Annotated in this window: 20 protein-coding genes and 2 other annotated features; all 20 genes read left to right on the forward strand. The window is 47.7% G+C overall.

Features of this window, described 5'->3' with window-relative positions; all coding sequences use genetic code 11:
* Positions 1-134 precede the first annotated feature (134 nt).
* Positions 135-414 (forward strand) — a binding site (T-box leader).
* A gap of 58 nt (positions 415-472) precedes the next feature.
* The 20 genes from A6049_RS30135 (at position 473) to obgE (ending at position 20,146) form a co-directional block, all read left to right on the forward strand.
* Positions 473-3,139, forward strand: a complete 2,667-nt coding sequence (locus A6049_RS30135) for a valine--tRNA ligase (protein ID WP_063568110.1) — start codon at positions 473-475, stop codon at positions 3,137-3,139.
* 77 nt (positions 3,140-3,216) lie between these two features.
* Positions 3,217-4,593: a bifunctional folylpolyglutamate synthase/dihydrofolate synthase gene (locus A6049_RS30140; protein WP_063568111.1), complete on the forward strand. Its 1,377-nt coding sequence runs from the start codon at positions 3,217-3,219 to the stop codon at positions 4,591-4,593.
* A gap of 56 nt (positions 4,594-4,649) precedes the next feature.
* Positions 4,650-5,969 (forward strand): UDP-N-acetylmuramate--L-alanine ligase, encoded by a 1,320-nt coding sequence (murC, locus tag A6049_RS30145; RefSeq protein ID WP_063568112.1) that lies wholly within the window; start codon positions 4,650-4,652, stop codon positions 5,967-5,969.
* Positions 5,970-6,089: 120 nt separating this feature from the next.
* Positions 6,090-7,289, forward strand: a complete 1,200-nt coding sequence (locus A6049_RS30150; protein ID WP_063568113.1) for an SPOR domain-containing protein — start codon at positions 6,090-6,092, stop codon at positions 7,287-7,289.
* A gap of 145 nt (positions 7,290-7,434) precedes the next feature.
* The gene (locus A6049_RS30155) at positions 7,435-7,677 is read left to right on the forward strand and encodes a DUF4321 domain-containing protein (RefSeq protein WP_024633972.1); all 243 of its coding nucleotides are present in this window, start codon (positions 7,435-7,437) and stop codon (positions 7,675-7,677) included.
* Between the two features lie 93 nt (positions 7,678-7,770).
* Positions 7,771-8,382 carry a Maf family protein gene (locus A6049_RS30160; protein WP_063568114.1) on the forward strand — a complete coding sequence of 204 codons (612 nt, stop codon included), beginning with the start codon at positions 7,771-7,773 and terminating at the stop codon, positions 8,380-8,382.
* 35 nt (positions 8,383-8,417) lie between these two features.
* A complete protein-coding gene (gene radC, locus A6049_RS30165) occupies positions 8,418-9,107 on the forward strand; it encodes a RadC family protein (RefSeq protein ID WP_063568115.1) in 690 nt (229 codons plus the stop codon).
* A gap of 194 nt (positions 9,108-9,301) precedes the next feature.
* Entirely contained in the window at positions 9,302-10,336 is a 1,035-nt protein-coding gene (locus tag A6049_RS30170) for a rod shape-determining protein (RefSeq protein ID WP_063568116.1), read from the forward strand.
* A 188-nt stretch (positions 10,337-10,524) separates the two neighbouring features.
* A complete protein-coding gene (gene mreC / locus A6049_RS30175; RefSeq protein ID WP_063568117.1) occupies positions 10,525-11,397 on the forward strand; it encodes a rod shape-determining protein MreC in 873 nt (290 codons plus the stop codon).
* Entirely contained in the window at positions 11,397-11,930 is a 534-nt protein-coding gene (locus A6049_RS30180) for a rod shape-determining protein MreD (protein ID WP_063568118.1), read from the forward strand. Before mreC ends, A6049_RS30180 begins: the two co-directional genes overlap by 1 nt.
* A gap of 74 nt (positions 11,931-12,004) precedes the next feature.
* Positions 12,005-12,667: a septum site-determining protein MinC gene (gene minC / locus A6049_RS30185; protein WP_063568119.1), complete on the forward strand. Its 663-nt coding sequence runs from the start codon at positions 12,005-12,007 to the stop codon at positions 12,665-12,667.
* 3 nt (positions 12,668-12,670) lie between these two features.
* Positions 12,671-13,465 carry a septum site-determining protein MinD gene (gene minD / locus A6049_RS30190; protein ID WP_063568120.1) on the forward strand — a complete coding sequence of 265 codons (795 nt, stop codon included), beginning with the start codon at positions 12,671-12,673 and terminating at the stop codon, positions 13,463-13,465.
* 226 nt (positions 13,466-13,691) lie between these two features.
* Entirely contained in the window at positions 13,692-14,576 is an 885-nt protein-coding gene (locus A6049_RS30195; protein ID WP_063568121.1) for a M23 family metallopeptidase, read from the forward strand.
* Positions 14,569-15,429: a site-2 protease family protein gene (locus A6049_RS30200; protein ID WP_063568122.1), complete on the forward strand. Its 861-nt coding sequence runs from the start codon at positions 14,569-14,571 to the stop codon at positions 15,427-15,429. The genes A6049_RS30195 and A6049_RS30200 overlap by 8 nt, the downstream gene beginning before the upstream one ends.
* A 104-nt stretch (positions 15,430-15,533) precedes the next feature.
* Positions 15,534-16,784 (forward strand): Rne/Rng family ribonuclease, encoded by a 1,251-nt coding sequence (locus A6049_RS30205; RefSeq protein WP_063568123.1) that lies wholly within the window; start codon positions 15,534-15,536, stop codon positions 16,782-16,784.
* A 56-nt stretch (positions 16,785-16,840) separates the two neighbouring features.
* Positions 16,841-16,925, forward strand: a sequence feature (ribosomal protein L21 leader region).
* 14 nt (positions 16,926-16,939) lie between these two features.
* Positions 16,940-17,251 carry a 50S ribosomal protein L21 gene (gene rplU, locus A6049_RS30210; protein WP_062328098.1) on the forward strand — a complete coding sequence of 104 codons (312 nt, stop codon included), beginning with the start codon at positions 16,940-16,942 and terminating at the stop codon, positions 17,249-17,251.
* 13 nt (positions 17,252-17,264) lie between these two features.
* On the forward strand, positions 17,265-17,594 hold the full coding sequence (locus A6049_RS30215; RefSeq protein ID WP_063568124.1) for a ribosomal-processing cysteine protease Prp: 330 nt from the start codon (positions 17,265-17,267) through the stop codon (positions 17,592-17,594).
* A 23-nt stretch (positions 17,595-17,617) separates the two neighbouring features.
* Positions 17,618-17,929 (forward strand): 50S ribosomal protein L27, encoded by a 312-nt coding sequence (gene rpmA / locus A6049_RS30220; protein ID WP_024633959.1) that lies wholly within the window; start codon positions 17,618-17,620, stop codon positions 17,927-17,929.
* Positions 17,930-18,080: 151 nt separating this feature from the next.
* The gene (locus tag A6049_RS30225; RefSeq protein WP_063568125.1) at positions 18,081-18,818 is read left to right on the forward strand and encodes a Spo0B domain-containing protein; all 738 of its coding nucleotides are present in this window, start codon (positions 18,081-18,083) and stop codon (positions 18,816-18,818) included.
* A 17-nt stretch (positions 18,819-18,835) separates the two neighbouring features.
* Positions 18,836-20,146 carry a GTPase ObgE gene (gene obgE / locus A6049_RS30230; protein WP_063568126.1) on the forward strand — a complete coding sequence of 437 codons (1,311 nt, stop codon included), beginning with the start codon at positions 18,836-18,838 and terminating at the stop codon, positions 20,144-20,146.

The raw sequence follows: 20,146 nt of genomic DNA on the forward strand, positions 1-20,146 counted from the left end.
TTCGACCCGTGATCCCTTGAGGATGGCGGGTTTTTGCTTTGTCAGCCCTCAACCTGCATTGCAGCGCGCTTTTTCCGCTGTTGTCAGGTTGACTATCGGGCACGGGCAGGGTATGATGTGTTTAGGTTTTTTGAAGAACAACGTGGATCGGGAGTAGTAGACAGTATGACCTTTCAGAGAGCGGGATTGTAGCGCTGGGAAATTCCGTAGGAACCAACTGATCGAAGTCGCCCGGGAGTTGCCTGTTTGAATACAAGGGATGAGTAACTTTAGTATCATTCATTCCTAAGGTAGGATGGGCCGGTCGCAGCCGTTATCTGCTTGAAGTGTCACGTAAGTTCAGAAGGGGTAGTCTATCTTTCTATCTGCGTGAAACAAAGGTGGTACCGCGAAAGCTAACCTTTCGTCCTTTGATGGATGAAAGGTTTTTTTGTTTTTTGGCGATGATGAATAAGTAACGGAGGAATGACACATGTCTGAACAAAAAAATTCAGCTGCAACAGAAATGCCAACCACATATGATCCGAAAGCTGCGGAACAAAAATGGTATTCCACTTGGATGGAAAATGGATATTTCAAGGCAGGCCAGCGTAAAGATGCTGAACCTTATACGATTGTAATCCCACCCCCGAACGTAACCGGAATGCTCCATATCGGGCATGCGCTCGATTTCACACTGCAGGACATTCTGATTCGTACCAAGCGGATGCAGGGCTATGATGCACTGTGGCTGCCGGGTTCTGACCATGCAGGTATTGCTACCCAAACCAAAGTAGAGCAGAAATTGCGTGAAGAAGGTCAGACTCGTTATGATCTGGGACGCGAAAAGTTCTTGGAGAAGGTATGGGACTGGAAAGAGCAATACGCAACGACCATTCGTCAGCAATGGGGCAAGATGGGCTTGTCGCTCGATTACTCGCGTGAACGTTTTACACTGGATGAAGGTCTATCCCAGGCTGTGCGTAAAGTGTTTGTTCAACTGTATGAAAAAGGCCTCATTTATCGAGGCAAACGAATTATTAACTGGGACCCGGTGAATCGGACTGCACTGTCCGACATCGAGGTTGAATATAAAGAAGTTCAGGGTCACTTGTACCATCTGCGTTATCCGCTCAAAGACGGAAGTGGGTATGTCACAGTAGCGACAACTCGCCCGGAAACGATGTTGGGAGATACGGCAGTTGCAGTTCATCCTAAGGATGAGCGTTACGCAGACATGATTGGCAAGGTGCTTGTTCTGCCTATTATCGGGCGCGAAATTCCGGTTATTGCAGATGAGTACGTAGATAAAGATTTCGGAAGCGGCGCCGTGAAAATAACGCCTGCTCATGATCCGAATGACTTCGAAGTGGGCCTTCGTCATGATCTGCCACAGATTACGGTGATGGATGAGACGGGTACGATGAATGCCGAAGCAGGCAAATATCAGGGACTGGATCGCAGTGACTGCCGGAAGCAGATTGTTGCAGACCTGCAAGAACAGGGCGTATTGATCAACATTGAGGATCATACGCATCAGGTTGGACACAGCGAACGTACAGGAGCTGTCGTTGAGCCGTATTTGTCGACACAGTGGTTTGTTGAGATGAAGCCACTCGCGGAGAAAGCGATTGAGAAGCAACAAAGCGGTGAAGGGGTTCATTTTGTTCCGGATCGTTTTGAGAAAACGTATCTGAACTGGATCGAGAATGTTCGTGACTGGTGTATCTCTCGTCAATTGTGGTGGGGTCATCGTATTCCTGCCTGGTACGACGAGGAGACTGGAGAAGTTATTGTATCTGCTGAAGATCCGACAACATTGCCAGAATACGCTGGACGCAAGCTGAGACAGGATGAAGATGTTCTGGATACATGGTTCAGCTCCGCATTATGGCCGTTTTCTACTTTAGGCTGGCCGGAAGACACGGAAGATCTGAAACGTTACTACCCGACAAGTGTACTCGTAACAGGGTATGACATTATTTATTTCTGGGTGGCGCGTATGATCTTTACCGCTCTGGAGTTCACGGAAGAGGTTCCGTTCAAGGATGTGCTGATGCACGGTCTTGTTCGTGATGCAGACGGACGCAAGATGTCCAAATCGCTAGGCAATGGTGTTGATCCGTTGGATGTGATTGAGAAATATGGTGCGGATGCAATGCGTTACATGATCTCTACAAGTAGTACTCCGGGTCAGGATCTCCGTTTCCGCTGGGAACGGGTGGAACAGGCTCGTAACTTTGCCAATAAAATCTGGAATGCATCGCGCTTCGCTTTGATGAATCTGGAAGGGTTCACCTATGAAGATCGCGATATTAGTGGAGACCTTGGAACAGCGGATTACTGGATTTTGCACCGCCTGAACGAAACTTCTCGTGATATTACGCGTCTAATCGAAGCATATGAATTTGGAGAAACAGGCCGTTTGCTGTATAACTTTATTTGGGATGACCTATGTGACTGGTATATTGAATTTGCGAAGTTGTCCTTCTATGGGGAAGATCCGGTTGCCAAGAAGAAAACACAATCGGTGCTTGCTTATGTGCTGGATCAGACTATGCGCCTGATTCATCCGTTCATGCCGTACATTTCGGAAGAGATCTGGCAGCATCTGCCGCATGAAGGCGAAACGATTACGTTGGCTTCCTGGCCTGTGTATGACCCTGCACTGGAGAACCCAGAAGCGGTTGCCGAGATGAACCTGCTTATGGATACCATTCGTGCAGTACGAAACATCCGTGCAGAAGTAAACGTACCAATGAGCAAGAAAATTGAATTGATGGTGAAAGCGAACAACGCAGAGACATCCAGCATCATTGAACGCAACAGCCATTACATCAAACGTTTCTGTAATACGTCCGAGTTCGACAGCGGCTTGGATCTGAGTTCACCGGATAAAGCAATGACTGCAGTCATTACTGGGGCTGAGTTGTACTTGCCGCTGGCGGGTCTTATTGATATTGATCAGGAAGTGGCTCGTCTGGAGAAAGAGTTGCAGAACCTTGAGGGCGAAGTACTCCGTGTGGAGAAAAAGCTGGCGAACGAAGGCTTTGTTGCCAAGGCTCCTGCCAAGGTTATTGAGGAAGAGCGCGCCAAGCAAGCGGATTATTCCGATAAACGGGATAAGGTGATTGCACGAATCAAGGAACTGAAAGGTTAATATATTCGGGTCGGATGGAGTGCTTCTGCGCCATCCGGCCGCTTTTTTCAACCAAACTCAAACCAAAGGTGAATCATATGACGGAACTTAACGGGACAGAAATAGCATCTCCTTTACTTACCTATGACGAGGCCGTGAACTGGATCAATGGCCTTATTCCTTTTGGCATCCGACCTGGATTGGAACGAATCGAGGGATTGATGTCATTGCTGGGTAATCCTCACCAGCGTCTCAAATTTATTCATGTCGCGGGAACGAACGGCAAAGGTTCGACTTGCGCTTTTTTGACGTCAGTGCTTCTTCAGGCGGGATATGATGTTGGAACGTTTACGTCCCCTTATATCACCAAATTCACAAACCGTTTTCAGTACAACGGTGAGGATATCCCGGAAGAAACGTTGCTCAAAATCTCAAACCGCCTGTATCCATTGGTTCAAGAGATGGCTTCAACTCCCCTTGGATCACCTACGATGTTTGAGGTATCTACAGCAATCGCCCTTCTGTATTATGCGGAAGAGTGCTACCCTGACATTGTAGTATGGGAGACAGGGCTCGGGGGAAGGATGGACGTAACGAATATTGTTACACCCGTGGTATCGGTCATTACCAATATCGGTATGGACCATACGGATGTACTGGGAGATACGATTGAGGCGATTGCTGGAGAGAAGGCGGGTATTATTAAGGCGGGGGTACCCGTTGTTACCTGTGCCACGCAGCCAGAGGCTGTGAAGGTGATCCAGGAGACGGCAGAGCGGCTGCGTTCAACCGTGTATCTGGCGGGAGATCGTTTCTCCTATCATAGACTGGACAGTGATGAGAACGGACAATCTTTTCATTTTACAGGACCGTTCCGTGATCTGGACGCTCGTATTCGCATGCAGGGCGTACATCAATGCGACAATGCAGCGGGCGCACTTATGGTACTAGAGTTGCTTCGCCAATACATGGCATTTATGCTGGATGATGAAGATATTGCGCTTGGACTGGAACATGCCTTCTGGGCAGGACGGTTCGAGAAAGTGGTTGATCAGCCCCGCATTGTTCTGGATGGAGCGCATAATCCGGAGGGGGCCGAATCGCTGGCCAAGAGCATTATCGACGTATATCCTCACAACAAGTTAATTTTGATGATGGGCATGCTGGCGAATAAGCATCACGAAGCGTATTTGCAGCATATACTGCCACTAGTGGATACGCTGATCCTGACCGAGCCAGATTTCCGACGCAAAATGGATGCAGCCGAATTGCTGCAGATCGTCGAACGGGTACGTCCCGCCATTGCGAAACCGGAGCTGGAAATCATCGTCGAGCCCGAATGGGTAAAGGCACTTGATCTATTGAAGTCACGGACGGAAGCGGAAGATCTGGGGGTGGTGTCCGGCACATTGTACCTGATTGCAGATGTGCGGGCAGCCCTTTTGCATCAAACCGATTCTGAAAAAGGTTGGTGAAAGTTTTGTTAAATACATCGGAACACGTTCATTTTATAGGGATTGGCGGATATGGCATGAGTGCCATCGCGAGAGTTATGCTTGAGATGGGATACACCGTTACCGGATCGGATGTCGCTTCACAGGAGTTGACCGAGAAGCTGGCAGCCAAGGGAGCGAAAATATATATCGGACATACGGCAGAGCATGTAAACGGGGCAGACCTGGTTGTCTACTCCACGGCAGCTCCAGCTGATAATGTGGAACGGGTAGCAGCTGAAAAGCTGAACATCCCGATTCTGCATCGCGCCCAGATGCTCGCGCGTTTGCTGAACGAGCGCAAAGGTGTGGCTGTAGCCGGGGCTCATGGCAAAACAACCACGTCATCCATGATTGCACTCGTTATGGATAAATGTGATACAGACCCGACATACATCATTGGCGGGGAAATCATGAACGTGGGCACCAACGCCAAGGCAGGCCAAGGCGACTGGGTTGTTGCAGAGGCGGACGAGAGCGACGGTTCATTTTTGCAGTATCACCCTTGGCTCGGTATTGTGACTAATATTGAAGCGGATCACCTTGAGAACTATAACAGTGATTTTGAAGAACTCAAAAAGGCTTATGTGCAGTTCCTGAGTCAGATTCGTCCAGAAGGCACGGCCATTGTATGTGCTGACGACGAGAATGTTCAAGCCATTTTACCGGAGCTGAAATCACGGGTGACCACATACGGCATTGATTATGCTGCTGATTATACAGCAACAGATATCGTGCTTGGCGACCGCCGAATTTCCTTTACGATGAGCCATCAGGGCAATGTGTTGGGTAAGGTGGAGTTGTCAGTTCCAGGTAAACATAACGTTTATAATGCGATGGCTACGGTTATTACCTGTCTGGAAGCAGGTATTCCATTTGAGAAAATTACAGCCGCCATTATCCAGTTCCATGGAGCGAAACGCAGATTCCAGGTGCTGGGTGAGGCGCGTGATATGCTGATTATTGATGATTATGCTCATCACCCGACCGAGATTGAGGCTACAATCAGTGCGGCCAAAGCAACAGGGAAACGTATCATTGCGGTATTCCAACCACAGCGTTACACACGTACGTTCTTCCTGCTTGATGCGTTCAGTCGTGCCTTTGCAGAAGCAGATGAGGTTCTCATTACCGATATCTATTCCCCTGCGGGCGAAAAACAGATTGAAGGTGTTCACTCGGCTAGGCTGGTTGAACTCATTGTTCAAAACAGTAATGCTTCTGCGCGTTATCTTCCGACAAAGGAAGAAGTTGTTGCAGATCTGCAGAACCGTCTTCAGCCAGGCGATCTTGTGCTCACGATGGGTGCAGGTGATATCTGGAAAGTTGGCGATACACTTGCCAAAGGGTTGAAATAATTACAATCATAAAACCGTCTGACTTCATTTCGAAGCAGGCGGTTTTTTTGCATGAAATGGAATGTTTCTAATTCTCTCCGCATATAGCTGTTATAAATGGGACAAAGGAGAGGGTACGGGGTGAGCAATGCTAGAATGACGTTTCGCTTTGGGGATAACGAGTCGGACAAGCCTGAAAACAAGGGGATACCCACATCCAGCACATTTGTAGCTTTGAGTGAAGAAATTCCGCACAGTCCAACGCCAACACCAACGCGGTTGAATTCAACGCCTTCATGGACACCAGAGGATATTCCCGGTGACTGGGGAGAGACGATACTGACAGGCTCCACTGTACCTGAACCTTACCAAAGAACGGACAAGGATTCGAAACTCGATGAGCCTGGATATAATTATAATCATCTTACTGCGTATCCGGGAGATGAGGACGAGAACAGATCGGACGAGAATTATGGAGGTCATGATTGGCTTGCAGATAGTGAAAACTACTCTTATAAGCGAAATCGTCCCCCAAGGGGCTGGAAAATGATTGGTTCAGTAACGGGTGCACTTGTAACCGGTGCCCTCTTCGGCATGGTAATTCTTTCTTTTTTTAATCGTGAAGGTGCCGTAGACCCTGGGAGCAAGATCCCTGCCAATCAGGCGGTATCGGCCGTAACAGGTCAGCAGGGAGTGGCAGGTTCGGAACAGCAGCTCCAGGCAACGACTACAGGTGGCAGCTATTATGCCCTGCAATATGGTGTGTTCAGTTCTCCTGAACGCGCTGAACAGGCGAAGGTGGAACTGTCCCAGGCAGGCATTGCCGCAGGCTCCGACCCGGAGGATGGTAATCGGGTGTATGCTGGCATTTCGGCTGACCGTGAGGAGGCCAAGCTGCTCAGCTCAAGGCTTAAGGCCGAAGGAGTGGAGCTGTACGTCAAGGAAATCGTCAACCCAGAAGTGAACCCGGCAGTATTTGGCGGAAAAGCAGAGGATGTGCAGCAATTCTTCGCAAGTGGATCTGCTTTGGTTGAACAACTGTCTACCCTCTCGATCCAGCAACTTGGTCAGTCTGTTCCAGAAGCCGTCTCAACCGAAACGATGACCTCATTACAGAACCAGCATCAGCTCTGGCTGACCGGTTTGAATAGTATTGCACCAGGCCTGAGTGCAGACGTGCAACCCTATGTATCGGCGATGGGAAAATCGATGGCCAGTGCGGTAACAGCAATTGCCGAATACAACAAAAATCCGGCTAATGTGCATATGTGGTCTGTACAGTCCGATCTGATGGAATATGTATTACAACAAAAAAAATGGCTTGAAGCGATAAAACAGTAATCACCGCTTTCCCATAACACAGCCTTGAAATACCTATCCGGCAAGGAACTGGAAATAGTTCCCCTTGCCGGATTTGTGTTTGTATTGACGTACAAAACCCCGTATAATAATGTGGGTGTCAAAAAATGGCGAGGGAAGATCACCGATGAAAAAAAACTTCGGCATGTTATTGCTGTTTCTGCTGCTCGGCTGGCTAGCCGGTGCGTGGATCGCCAAGGCACTGCAGCCTGTAAAGGCCGTTGCCTTTCTAACGAAAGCCACGACCATTCGTTGGTCGCCGCAGGCTGATCTGGATATTATCAGTTATGATATTTCACTTCAATTTCAAATGAGCCTCCTGAGTCTGATCGGTATTATTGCTGCTGTATGGCTGTATCGCAGGTTATAGGAGAATGACGAATTTTGACGAAGAAACTAAAAAAAATGATATCTACTAGCGTGATCCGACAGGATGTCGCCGTAGCTTAAGGGGCCGGTTATTTTGGATAAAACACAACAGCGTCGTATTATTCTGGCTTCCACTTCGCCGCGGCGTAAAGAACTGATCGCATCACTCCATCTAGCTTTTGAAGTAATACCAAGTCACGCCGATGAAGATACACCGCCGGAATGGACTCCTGAACAGACGGTACAGGAGCTTGCGATGCGTAAGGCGCTTGCCGTTTATCGCGGGCTGGAAGGTCGCGAACAGGATGCTGTTATTGTTGGTAGTGACACTGTTGTCGTTCTGGATGGTGATATTCTTGGTAAACCCGTAGACGAAGCGGACGCTGAACGAATGTTATCTCGTCTACAGGGGCGTGTACACCGTGTTTTCACGGGAGTAGCTTGTATCGATGCAAGTAATGGACAATCCATGGTTCAATATCGACAGACTAATGTAACGATGAAGGAACTGTCTGAAGCTACGATTCGTGCGTATGTTCAGACTGGAGAGCCTTCGGACAAGGCGGGATCATATGCCATTCAGGGCATTGGTGCTTCATTGATAGAACGTGTTGAAGGATGTTATTTCAATGTGGTGGGCCTACCGTTGTCCTTGCTAAGCGACATGCTGGATGGATTTGGCGTACATGTATTGCCACGTACATGAAATTCCGCAATTGACGATCTGAAAAGAGGGAACATATGGAGTCGCCTCAATATATGATGCGCGACATCCCCCAGGAAGAACGCCCGAGAGAACGCATGATGGAATATGGGGCGGGCGCCTTAAGCCATGCTGAATTGCTGGCGATCTTACTTCGAACAGGTACAAGACAGGAATCCGCAGTGCATATGGCACAGCGGATTCTGACTGAAGCGGGTGGAATTCGCTCGTTGATGGATTTGAGCCTGGAAGAACTGACTGCGATGAAGGGTATCGGCATGGCCAAGGCTGTACAGCTGAAAGCTAGCATTGAGCTTGGTCATCGGATTGCGAAGAGCAGACTTACACAGTCAACTTCAATTCGTACCCCACGTGATGCGGCCGATATCCTTACCGAACAATTGCGTTACTTGCAGAAAGAACACTTTGTGTGTCTTTTCCTGAATAGCAAAAACCACATTATTGCCCAGGAAACACTCTCCATGGGTAGCCTTAACGCTTCGATTGTTCATCCGCGTGAAGTGTTCCGGGCTGCCATCAAATGCAGCAGCGCCTCTATTGTGTGCGCACACAACCATCCCAGTGGTGATCCTACGCCTAGTCCAGAGGACATCCAAATAACCAAAAGACTGATCGAAGCCGGCGAAATTGTAGGCATAGACGTGCTGGATCACATTATTATCGGAGATGGAACGTACGTAAGTTTGAAGGAGAAGGGCTTAGTATAATATAATGGTTGGCGTTGATGTTTTCCTATGAATGTTGACGGCGTTGTCCGTAGAAGATAGGTTCACTTTACAAATGCAAAACAATGCAACACAAAACAAATGCGAATATTAGCTCCACCATTATGGTGGTAATGAAAATGAAATGCTCTTGATTCACTGGGGCGGCTATATGAGGCAGAAAAGGAGATTACGTCATGTTTGGTGGTTTTACGAAAGATTTGGGTATTGATTTGGGGACAGCGAATACGCTGGTTTATGTACGTGGAAAAGGAATTGTGGTGCGCGAACCTTCGGTTGTCGCTATACGGACAGATACAAAAACTATCGAGGCAGTAGGTGAAGCCGCCAAAAAAATGATTGGACGTACACCAGGTAACATTCGTGCCATTCGTCCAATGAAAGATGGCGTTATTGCCGATTTCGATACAACGGCAACGATGATCAAATATTTCATCCGTGAGGCGCAGAAACAACGCTCCATGTTCCAACGTCATCCGAACGTGATGGTATGTGTACCATCCGGGATTACTGCAGTAGAACAACGCGCGGTTGAAGATGCAACCAAACAGGCTGGAGCACGTGAAGCCTATACGATTGAAGAGCCTTTTGCAGCTGCCATTGGTGCAGATCTGCCTGTATGGGAACCAACGGGTAGTATGGTTGTCGATATTGGTGGCGGTACAACGGAAGTGGCTGTCATCTCTCTTGGCGGTATTGTAACAAGTCGTTCGGTTCGTGTAGCGGGTGACGAGATGGATGAATCCGTAATTCAATACATTAAACGCCAGTATAATCTGATGATCGGTGAACGTACATCGGAGCAGTTGAAAATGGATATCGGATCAGCTATGCCGCTTGAGCAAGTGGAAACAATGGAAATTCGTGGACGCGACCTCGTTACAGGCCTGCCGAAGACGATTACGATTACTTCGGATGAAATCAGCGAAGCTCTGGCGGATACGGTGAATGCCATTGTTGAAGCTGTAAAAGTAACATTGGAGAAATGTCCTCCTGAGTTGGCAGCAGATATTATGGACCGTGGTATTGTTCTCACAGGTGGCGGCGCATTGCTTCGCAATCTGGACAAGCTGCTTGCTGGTGAGACAGGAATGCCTGTTATCGTAGCGGAGAACCCGCTCGATTGCGTTGCAATCGGAACAGGTAAAGCGCTTGAGAATATTCATTTGTTCAAGAGCAGAAGCAGTTCGGCAGTTCGTTCCAAACGTTAATTGATATATGCTATGCTTGGCTCGTTTATCGACCAAAGGGCATGATATCAACGAAGAGGACCCGGTTAACCCCGGGAGAGCTATTACCCGCATACCCGGGGAGAATCGACTGATATTCTCGATGGGACTATAAGTCTGACAGTCTCCCCGCCGGGCATGGCTCGGAAGAGAATAATGGATGTTAGAGGGTGGTCGAACTGTTTAAACTGCTGGGTAACAAAAGACTTTTTGTTTTGCTGGTGGGCCTTGTTACATTTATCGCGTTAATGGGCTTTACGCTCGGTCCGCGAACCGCTCTATCCTGGCCGGAGAAATTCCTGAAGGATTCAGTCGGATTTGTACAATACGTATTTTACAAGCCCGCTTCTTCTGTAGCGGGCTTTTTCAAAGATTTGGCGAACATGCGTACGGTATATCAAGAAAATGAAGAGCTTCGCATTGCAATGGGTCACTATACCCGAGATCGGCTGAAATACAATGATATGGAGCAGGTGAATGAACAGCTCCAGAAAGCTCTCAATTTTACAGAGGAACAAAAAAATCGGTATAACTACGGTTCACGAATTGCTCAAGTCATCAGTGCTAACTCTGACCCGAACAGCAGAACGATTAATATCGATATTGGTGAAAATGCGGGAATCAAGGCTGGAATGGCTGTTACTTCGCAAGAGGGGCTGGTTGGGGTTGTCAGTCATGTCAGTTCATATACGTCAACGGTTAATCTGTTAACATCCATGGACGCCAATGATCCAACATCCAACGCCATTGCAGCTACAGCGGTTGGTAAAGAAAAAGTGTTTGGTATGATCGAGAGTTATGATCCAAAATCCGGCATGCTAAAAATGACCAAGATTTCAGAGGATTCAGATATCAAAGAAGGGGATGAAATCATCTCCTCCGGGATTATCAACAATTTTCCGAAGTACATGCGTATCGGAGAAGTGGAGAAGGTTGAAAAAAGCGAATATGGTTTAACACAAACTGCTACAATTAAGCCCTATGCAAGCTTTTTGGACTGGAAAGAGCTGATTGTGATTATTCCACCTGAGGTAAAAGAATAATGGTAACGCGCAAGCAAGTCTTATTCCTGTTACTGTTCGTTTTGTTCATTGTTGAGGGAACGATCCTTCCGCTGCTCATTCCTTCGGCCTGGCAAATGCGTATTTCTGCCAACCTGGTCTACATCGTGATTTTGTTTATTGCTGTATATCATCATCGGCACACGGCGTTGGTGCTTGGCATATTATTTGGACTCTTGCACGATGTCGTATTCTACGGCGAAATGATTGGACCATACGGATTCTCGATGGGATTATCGGCATATATGATGGGACTTATTTTTCAAGCGCCGCGTGCACCACTGCCGGTTATGGTTTCCGTCGTCCTTTTGGGAAGTCTGCTGAATGACACCATGTTATTCTTTCTGTACAAGCTCTTCCAACTCAATCATGTGACATTTGACTGGGCATTGCTTGAATACATGATTCCCAATTTGTTCATTCATTTTGTGTTCGCGCTGATCATTTATGTTCCTCTTCGGAAACAACTGGAGCGGATTGGTAAGAGAAAGAGCAAAGCACAAGAAGCTTCTTGATACATTTTATGGAGTGAGAAGCAGGAACTTGGGGACCCGGGCACGAAATGTAATGAGATGGGAGGGACAGGCTTATGACGGTAAAATCGAATCACGTAACGATTAAAGGCATCCGAGACGGCCTGGTTTTCCTGTTGGACGATCAATGTGAATTCGAGGAATTGCTCTACGAGCTCCGCTATAAGCTGGAACACAGCCATCAAAATATTTTAACCGGACCGATTGTTCATGTGGATATCAAACTGGGCAGCCGCGAAGTGACGGAGGACCAGAAAGAAGCAGTTCTTGATATATTGAAACAAAAAGGGAATTTGCTCATTCGTTCCATTGACTCACCGGCCCTTAAACCAGAGGTTAAAGGGCCGCCGCCGATTGTAACCATGTGTGGTATGGTACGTTCGGGTCAGGTGCTTCATCATGAAGGGAATCTACTGTTTCTTGGTGATATCAATCCGGGGGGCACAGTAACGTGTACCGGAGATATATATGTTTTGGGTTCACTCAGAGGCATGGCTCACGCTGGAATTGGTGGGGACGAAGACTCGATCATTGCTGCTTCGGTGTTTGCACCAACGCAGCTGCGGATCGCTGACATCATCAGCCGTCCTCCCGATGAGTGGGAGAGCCGAGAGACCGGAATGGAATTTGCTTATTTACAGGACAATCAGATGCAGATCGACAAGATGAGCAATATCGTTCGGTTGCGCCGAGATTTTAATGTGTTTAAAGGAGTGTAGCTCATGGGAGAGGCGATCGTGATCACTTCGGGTAAAGGCGGCGTGGGTAAAACAACCACCTCGGCAAACATCGGGACAGCGCTGGCGCTGCTCGGCAAAAAGGTTTGTCTGGTAGATACCGATATCGGCCTTCGCAATCTGGATGTCGTGATGGGACTCGAAAACCGGATCATTTATGATCTGTGCGACGTTGCAGACGGCCGCTGCCGACTGAATCAGGCTTTGGTCAAAGATAAACGTTTTGAAGAATTATATATGCTGCCTGCAGCACAAACGAGAGATAAGAACTCTGTGTCACCAGAACAGGTGAAGGATATTATTCTCGAACTAAAAAAAGATTTTGAATACGTCATTATTGATTGTCCAGCCGGAATTGAGCAGGGGTTCAAAAATGCGGTTGCAGGAGCTGACCAGGCCATTGTGGTCACTACACCAGAAAATGCGGCTGTGCGTGATGCGGACCGTGTCATTGGTTTGCTGGAGAGTTCGCACATTAAATCGCCAAAATTGGTTGTGAACCGTATCCGTAACAATATGGTCAAATCAGGCGACATGCTCGACATTGACGGCATTTTGCAAGTACTTAATATTGATCTGATCGGGATCGTTCCTGATGATGAACTTGTCATCAAGGCAGCCAACTCGGGAGAGCCCACAGTAATGAATCCGGATTCACTTGCGGCCATTGCCTATCGAAATATTGCCCGTCGTATTCTGGGAGATACCGTTCCTCTGATGCAATTGGAGCAAAAAAAGGGTGCTTTCACACGTTTTAAGAAGTTTTTTGGAATGGGTTAACTGGCTCTTCCTTATCACATTTATGTATGACAGCCGTGGCCCTCAAGCCCGGCTTTTTGATTATTATGGAGCCTTTGATTAAAGGCGACTTGTATGAAACAGGATATGTACTTCACAGGAGGACTCCACGTTGTGGGGTTATTTTTGCTTCCAGCCGAAGCTTGTTCATATTATGAACGAGCCCCTCATAAGATGTAGTAAACAAGCCTCGGCGGGAGGACATTCCATGAATACGAAACTCAGAATCAAGCAGAGAAGAGAAGAGCGCATTCGGCGGTTAATGGATGGTGCTACGGAAGAAATTATGCAGCAGCGAGAATCGGGCTCGGTATCCGATAAGCGTTCATCTGCGCAACGTAATCCTTTCTCGTCTATGGATATACAAGAAAATCTACGAACGGCAAGATCTTCGTTGGCGGAACAGGAAAGAGATCCGGAGTGGCTGTGGAAAAAAGAGAATGGGCATTATGGTCCTGGCGGCCATCCACGCTTTAATCTGATGAAGTCATTCGTGGGACGAACGGTGGTTAGCATTTTATTATTCGGTGGTGTCTGGGGATTGTTTCAGTTGAACACCTCATGGACGACACCTGCCAAAACCGTAATCGCCGATGTGCTGCATCGGGATATGGATTTTGCTTATGCTGCTGCTTGGTACGAACGGCATTTTGGTGGAACGCCGTCATTCCTGCCTGTTCTTGGACATACCACCGATCCTGTGAACGGCTCGGGAATTCGACATCTGCTCGGCAAACCGATCTCGGGAACTGTCGTTCAGCCTTTTGCTCTGAGCATGAAAGGCATTGAGATTGTTCCTGAAGCTGGCGGTACGGGACTTATTCAAGTAGTTAGTTCAGATGCCGGACGAGTACTTCAGGTATTGGATGATCCGGAAAATGGGACAACGGTTGTAATCCAGCACTCGGGTCAAGTCACAGCGATATACGGACGCTTGAACGAGAGTGAAGTCCAGGTGAATGATTGGGTAGAAGCGGGTGACGCGGTCGGTAGCATAAAGGAGACTGGAAATGATCAACCTGCCACATTGTATTTCGCTGTAAAAGAGGGCGAGCAGTATGTAGACCCTGCGGAAGTGGTTGCCCTTGATTAGGTTGTGGGGTGTACGTATCTCGTTTCATCCTTTTTTTGTGATTATCATGATGGCTTCCCTGTTGACTGGCAACTTTATTGAACTCATCACGCTGTTTGCCATCGTTTTTATTCATGAATGTGGACATGCTGCAGCGGCAGCCCTTCTGGGCTGCCGTGTCCTTTCGATACAGATGCTTCCTTTTGGCGGCGTCGCCGTTATTGAGGATGCCGGAAATATTACAGCCCGGCGGGAGATCATTATCGCTTTGGCAGGCCCGTTTCAAAATATGCTCATGGTTGGAATCGTTTTGTTGCTGAAGTATGGGAATCTGGGAGACCCGCTTTTTTTGGATTATATTATACAGGGGAATCTGCTGATTGCCCTATTTAACCTGCTACCTGTGTTGCCACTGGATGGAGGTAAAATTGTACAGGCACTCGTTAGTCTTGCTGCTCCCTACTATACGACATTGATGTGGACTTACAGAATCAGCATTCTGTGTAGCGCAGGGGTTATCTTGGTTGCCATCGGTCGCTGGTTTACCGGTGATTACGGGCTGCCGTTAAATATCCTGTTGATCGGAATTTTTCTGTTCTATTCCAATGTGACCGATTACCGAAATATTCCCTACCGGTTTATCCGATTTCTGATGAATCGTGAAAGTGCATTCACCCGTCATGCGGCTACAGGCAGTTTGGCGCAGCCGATAATCTCATTTCCGGCGAAACCTTTGGAGACTATTTTGCGTCTATTAAAGAGAGAAAGATACCATATGATATATGTGATGAATAGACAGGGAAGAATCATGGCCGTTTTGCCTGAGCAGCGAATCATCGGTTCTTATTTCAAACAAGACACGGATAAGTTGTAGCATCTTGGTGGATCTGTCCTGAATTGGGTTAATACATGTACAATGAGTATGCAAAGATACAGAATGGATGTGGATGAATTGAATTGTCTTCTAGAGGTGAAGCCATGAAACAAATGATTGTACATAATGAACATAACCTCATGCAAATGGCGCTTCTGGAAGAAGGCAAAGCTGTAGAATTCATGGCAGAGCGTACACGCGAGCGTGGACTGCTGGGTTCGTATTTCAAAGGACGGGTAGTGAACGTGTTACCAGGTATGCAAGCTGCTTTTGTGGATATCGGTCAGAAAAAGAATGCTTTTCTGTATGTGGACGATGTATTGCATCCCAATCTGGAGAAACAACCCAAAGTGAAGCCTTCAATTTCGGAGCTGCTTCGTCCAGGTCAGGATGTAATCGTCCAGGTCCTGAAGGAGCCAGTAGGAAGCAAGGGAGCCCGGGTGACGACTCATTATTCGCTGCCGGGCCGCTGGCTTGTCTATATGCCTTTAGCAGACTATGTAGCCGTCTCCAAGAAAATTGCCCGTGAGGGCGATCGATCCCGCCTCAAAACGCTGGGTGAACAACTGAGACGGGACGAAGAGGGGCTTATCATACGAACCGTATCCGCAGAGGAACAGAGGGAAGCCATTCAGGCCGACCTGGAAACATTACGTGAGCAGTGGCGTCTGATTCGTGAAAAAGCGGATAGTTTGCCTTCACCAAGCCTGCTGCATCGAGATCACAGTATGGTTCAGCGGATCATTCGTGATGTGTATACGCCTGGCAGCGATGAAGTCATTACGGATAATGAAGCACAAGCCCGTGAATTGAGTGCTTTGCTGGAGGAGATCTGTCCAGGCCATCAACCTAAAGTACAGGTGTACAGGGGAGAAGAATCAATTTTTGCTGCTTATCGTGTGCAGGAGCAGTTGAACAGGGATTTCGCCCGCAAGATATGGCTGCCTGGAGGCGGATATATTGTCCTTGATCATACCGAAGCGCTCACTGTAGTCGATGTCAATACAGGCAAGTACACGGGAGCAGGCGGCGACAGTCTGGAAGAGACCGTAACGGAAACGAACATGCAGGCAGCGGTTGAGATCGCCCGTTTAATGCGTCTTCGGGATATCGGTGGCATGATTATTGTGGACTTCATTGATATGGAGGAAGCGATGAATCGGCATGAAGTTGCGGCAACGCTGGAAAATGAACTCAAGAAGGATCGAACCAAGGCTTTTGTAATGGGTTGGACCAAGCTGGGATTGCTTGAACTTACCCGTAAGAAGGTACGGGAAGAGAGCACGCTCCCTTACGTGGAGCCGTGTTCTTCCTGTCATGGGACAGGCAAAAGATATATTTCGCCGTTGCATTGATTTTTAGTATAGTTGGTGGTATAATCATCAGGTATGTGTTTAGCCTATTGGTCTTGCACATGCTGTAACCGCACTGGCCGGGTACAAGAACAGTTCCGCAAGGACACTGTCACCTGAGACCGGGCGAGTCTGAGACATGAGGAGGTGCAAGGCAAATGTACGCAATTATTGAAACAGGTGGCAAACAGTACAAAGTCCAAGAGGGCGATGTTCTGTTCATCGAGAAATTGACTGCGAACGATGGCGAAAGCGTAACGTTCGACCGTGTCCTGGCTGTATCTAACGATCAAGGTTTGACAGCAGGTACACCATTGGTTTCCGGAGCAACTGTAACGGCTAAAGTGGAGAAACATGGCAAAGGACAAAAGGTTGTTGTATACAAATACAAACCTAAAAAGAACTACCATGTGAAGCAAGGTCACCGTCAACCGTATACAAAAGTAACTATTGAAGCAATCAAAGCGTAAGAAGGTGCGATAAGTGATTATCGTTCAAATCTTTCGTAATGATGACGGGAGCATCGATCGTTTCTCCATCAAAGGGCATGCTAATTTTGCCAAGCGAGGAGAAGACATCGTATGTGCCGGGGTATCCGCTGTTACAGTGGGTACGGTGAACTCGATTGAAACACTGACTGGTGTCGAAATGGACGCCAAGATGAAGAATGGCTTTTTAAGCGCTTCTTTACCGGTGTTGGAGAAAGACGGAACCTGGTCCCAGGTACAATTGCTACTCGAATCCATGGTGCTTATGCTCACTGATATTGCAGAGTCATACGGAAAGTATATTCAGATAGAGCAAGTCAAATAATCAAAGAAGGAGGACAACCAATCATGTTGAAATTAAATCTTCAGTTATTCGCATCGAAAAAAGGTGTAGGTTCCACGAAGAATGGTCGTGACAGTAACGCACAACGCCTTGGCGTTAAACGTGCTGACGGACAAACAGTAACTGGTGGTAGCATTCTCGTTCGCCAACGCGGAACGAAAATTCACCCAGGTACTAACGTGGGTATCGGTAAAGATGACACTTTGTTTGCGAAAGTTGACGGCGTTGTGAAATTCGAACGTTGGGGACGCGATCGTAAAAAAGTAAGCATCTACCCTGTGAATGTTGCTCCAGTAGCAGCTGCAGTAGAAGCATAATATCGGCATTCCGCCTAAGGAGCCTTCGGCATTTTTGCCGGAGGCTTTTTGTATTTATAGGTTATTCGATAATGAACTGGCAGAAAAGACATGTTATACTTGGTTACGGTGGGGTTTAAACCAACCGAGTTTTGTAGAACGGGGAGAAGCCATGAAATCTTGGAAAAGAGTGCCCTGGATTGCGGCATGTTCACTTCTGATTCCTTTGGTTTTCGTTATGCTGTATCCAGTGATTATTTCAATAGCTGTATACGCATTGTGGTCCGTCGCGGTGCTTTTTGTTTCTGTGAATGTGATGAAGAGACAAGCAGAGGCGGAACGCAGAACCATCATACAATCTATGGAAAAGACAGCAATTGCATCATTAAATCATCATAGGCATGATTGGATGAACGATCTTCAGGTATTGTATGGATATCTTAGACTGGGCAAACTTGATAAATCAGTGCAATGTGTGGAAAGAATAGTAGAGCGGGTTAACGAAGAAAGCCGAATCTCCAGATTGGGTATTCCTTCACTCGTATTTTATCTTCAATCTTTCCGGACCAGTGGAGTCGCTCTGGAATTGCATGTGGTCGTAGAGGAAGAGTTGCAGCTTAGTGCTCTGGTCTCTCCCGAGGATGGCGAGTCGCTTACGGGGGCGATTGCCGATGCGATTCGAGCCTATCAATATGGCGGCGGCCGGTCGTCTTGGGGAGAGGTTCGCAAACTGACCTTGAACTTCGGACAGGATCACGGAGATGTGGTTGTCCGGCTGGATGGGGATCAAACACCCGATCCGGAAACATTGCGGCAGCTCAATGCCGTACTCAAAGGAAAAAAAGTCAGAACGGAGCAGCTTCCGTCTGAGGATACGTTTATACAATTCAGAATGCCTTGCGGAATATAGGAAGAAGGGGTTAACCAATGTTTGTAGATAAAGCGAAGATTTATGTGAAAGCCGGAGACGGAGGGGACGGAATTATTTCGTTTCGTCGTGAGAAGTATGTACCGAACGGCGGACCTGCCGGGGGTGATGGAGGCAGAGGAGCTGACATCATTTTCCGTGTGGATGAAGGTCTGCGTACGTTAATGGATTTCCGTTACCAGCGTCACTTCAAGGCCCCTCGTGGTGAGAAGGGACGTAATAAAAGTCAGCATGGCGCGAACGCTGAGAACATGATTGTACGTATTCCACCTGGAACCGTGATTTTGGATGAAGACAGTGGAGAAGTACTGGCTGATTTGACACGTCATGGTCAACAGGTTGTTGTTGCTCGTGGCGGACGAGGCGGACGGGGAAACATTCGTTTTGCCACGCCTAACAATCCAGCGCCAGAACTGGCCGAAAATGGCGAAGAAGGTCAAGAACGTTACATCGTACTTGAGCTTAAGGTCATGGCAGATGTCGGTTTGGTTGGTTTCCCAAGTGTCGGAAAATCCACGCTGTTGTCTGTTGTTTCGGCAGCCAAGCCAAAGATTGGAGCATATCATTTTACAACCATTACACCTAACCTGGGTGTTGTAGGTGTGGGTGAAGGCCGTAGCTTTGTTATGGCCGACTTGCCGGGCCTGATTGAAGGTGCTCACGAAGGTATTGGGCTTGGACATGAGTTCTTGCGTCACGTAGAACGTACACGCATTATCGTTCATGTCGTTGATATGTCTGGTTCAGAAGGACGTGATCCGTTCGAAGACTGGCAGAAAATCAACGAGGAACTCAAATTGTACAATCCTATCCTCGCTGAGAGACCACAAGTTGTAGCAGTCAATAAAATGGACATGCCGGATTCCGAAGCTAATCTCGAAGAGTTTTTGCAGAAGGTTCGTGAAGTTCAACCGGATATTGAAGTTATGCCTATTTCGTCCCTGACACGGAAAGGGATTCAAGAGCTCCTGTATCGTGCGGCTGATCTGCTGGATCAAATTCCGGACGAGCCAGTGGTCGAAGAAGTTGCTGACTTATCCGAACGCAAAGTGTACAGCTTAGACAAAAAAGAGGACGATGGTTTCCGTATTGTACGGGAGAATGAAATCTTTGTAGTCGAAAGTGCCAAGATTGAACGTATGATGAAACGGATGCAGCTGAATTCGCATGAAGCGATTCTCAAACTGGCGCGTACATTGCGCTATATGGGTGTGGATGCGGAACTGCGTAAACGCGGAGCTGAAGAAGGCACCATTGTGCGCATTGGCGAGTTTGAATTCGAATTTGTGGAAGGTAGCAGCTACTATTAA

This window comes from Paenibacillus sp. O199, from assembly GCF_001636635.1.
GTDB classification, from domain to species: domain Bacteria; phylum Bacillota; class Bacilli; order Paenibacillales; family Paenibacillaceae; genus Paenibacillus; species Paenibacillus marchantiae.

Coding starts and splice junctions, on each gene's coding strand:
- A6049_RS30135 (WP_063568110.1), top strand. CDS start 473: ATGTCTGAACAAAAAAATTCAGCTGCAACAGAAATGCCAACCACATAT.
- A6049_RS30140 (WP_063568111.1), top strand. CDS start 3,217: ATGACGGAACTTAACGGGACAGAAATAGCATCTCCTTTACTTACCTAT.
- murC (WP_063568112.1), top strand. CDS start 4,650: ATGAGTGCCATCGCGAGAGTTATGCTTGAGATGGGATACACCGTTACC.
- A6049_RS30155 (WP_024633972.1), top strand. CDS start 7,435: ATGAAAAAAAACTTCGGCATGTTATTGCTGTTTCTGCTGCTCGGCTGG.
- radC (WP_063568115.1), top strand. CDS start 8,418: ATGGAGTCGCCTCAATATATGATGCGCGACATCCCCCAGGAAGAACGC.
- A6049_RS30170 (WP_063568116.1), top strand. CDS start 9,302: ATGTTTGGTGGTTTTACGAAAGATTTGGGTATTGATTTGGGGACAGCG.
- A6049_RS30180 (WP_063568118.1), top strand. CDS start 11,397: ATGGTAACGCGCAAGCAAGTCTTATTCCTGTTACTGTTCGTTTTGTTC.
- minC (WP_063568119.1), top strand. CDS start 12,005: ATGACGGTAAAATCGAATCACGTAACGATTAAAGGCATCCGAGACGGC.
- minD (WP_063568120.1), top strand. CDS start 12,671: ATGGGAGAGGCGATCGTGATCACTTCGGGTAAAGGCGGCGTGGGTAAA.
- A6049_RS30195 (WP_063568121.1), top strand. CDS start 13,692: ATGAATACGAAACTCAGAATCAAGCAGAGAAGAGAAGAGCGCATTCGG.
- A6049_RS30205 (WP_063568123.1), top strand. CDS start 15,534: ATGAAACAAATGATTGTACATAATGAACATAACCTCATGCAAATGGCG.
- rplU (WP_062328098.1), top strand. CDS start 16,940: ATGTACGCAATTATTGAAACAGGTGGCAAACAGTACAAAGTCCAAGAG.
- rpmA (WP_024633959.1), top strand. CDS start 17,618: ATGTTGAAATTAAATCTTCAGTTATTCGCATCGAAAAAAGGTGTAGGT.
- A6049_RS30225 (WP_063568125.1), top strand. CDS start 18,081: ATGAAATCTTGGAAAAGAGTGCCCTGGATTGCGGCATGTTCACTTCTG.
- obgE (WP_063568126.1), top strand. CDS start 18,836: ATGTTTGTAGATAAAGCGAAGATTTATGTGAAAGCCGGAGACGGAGGG.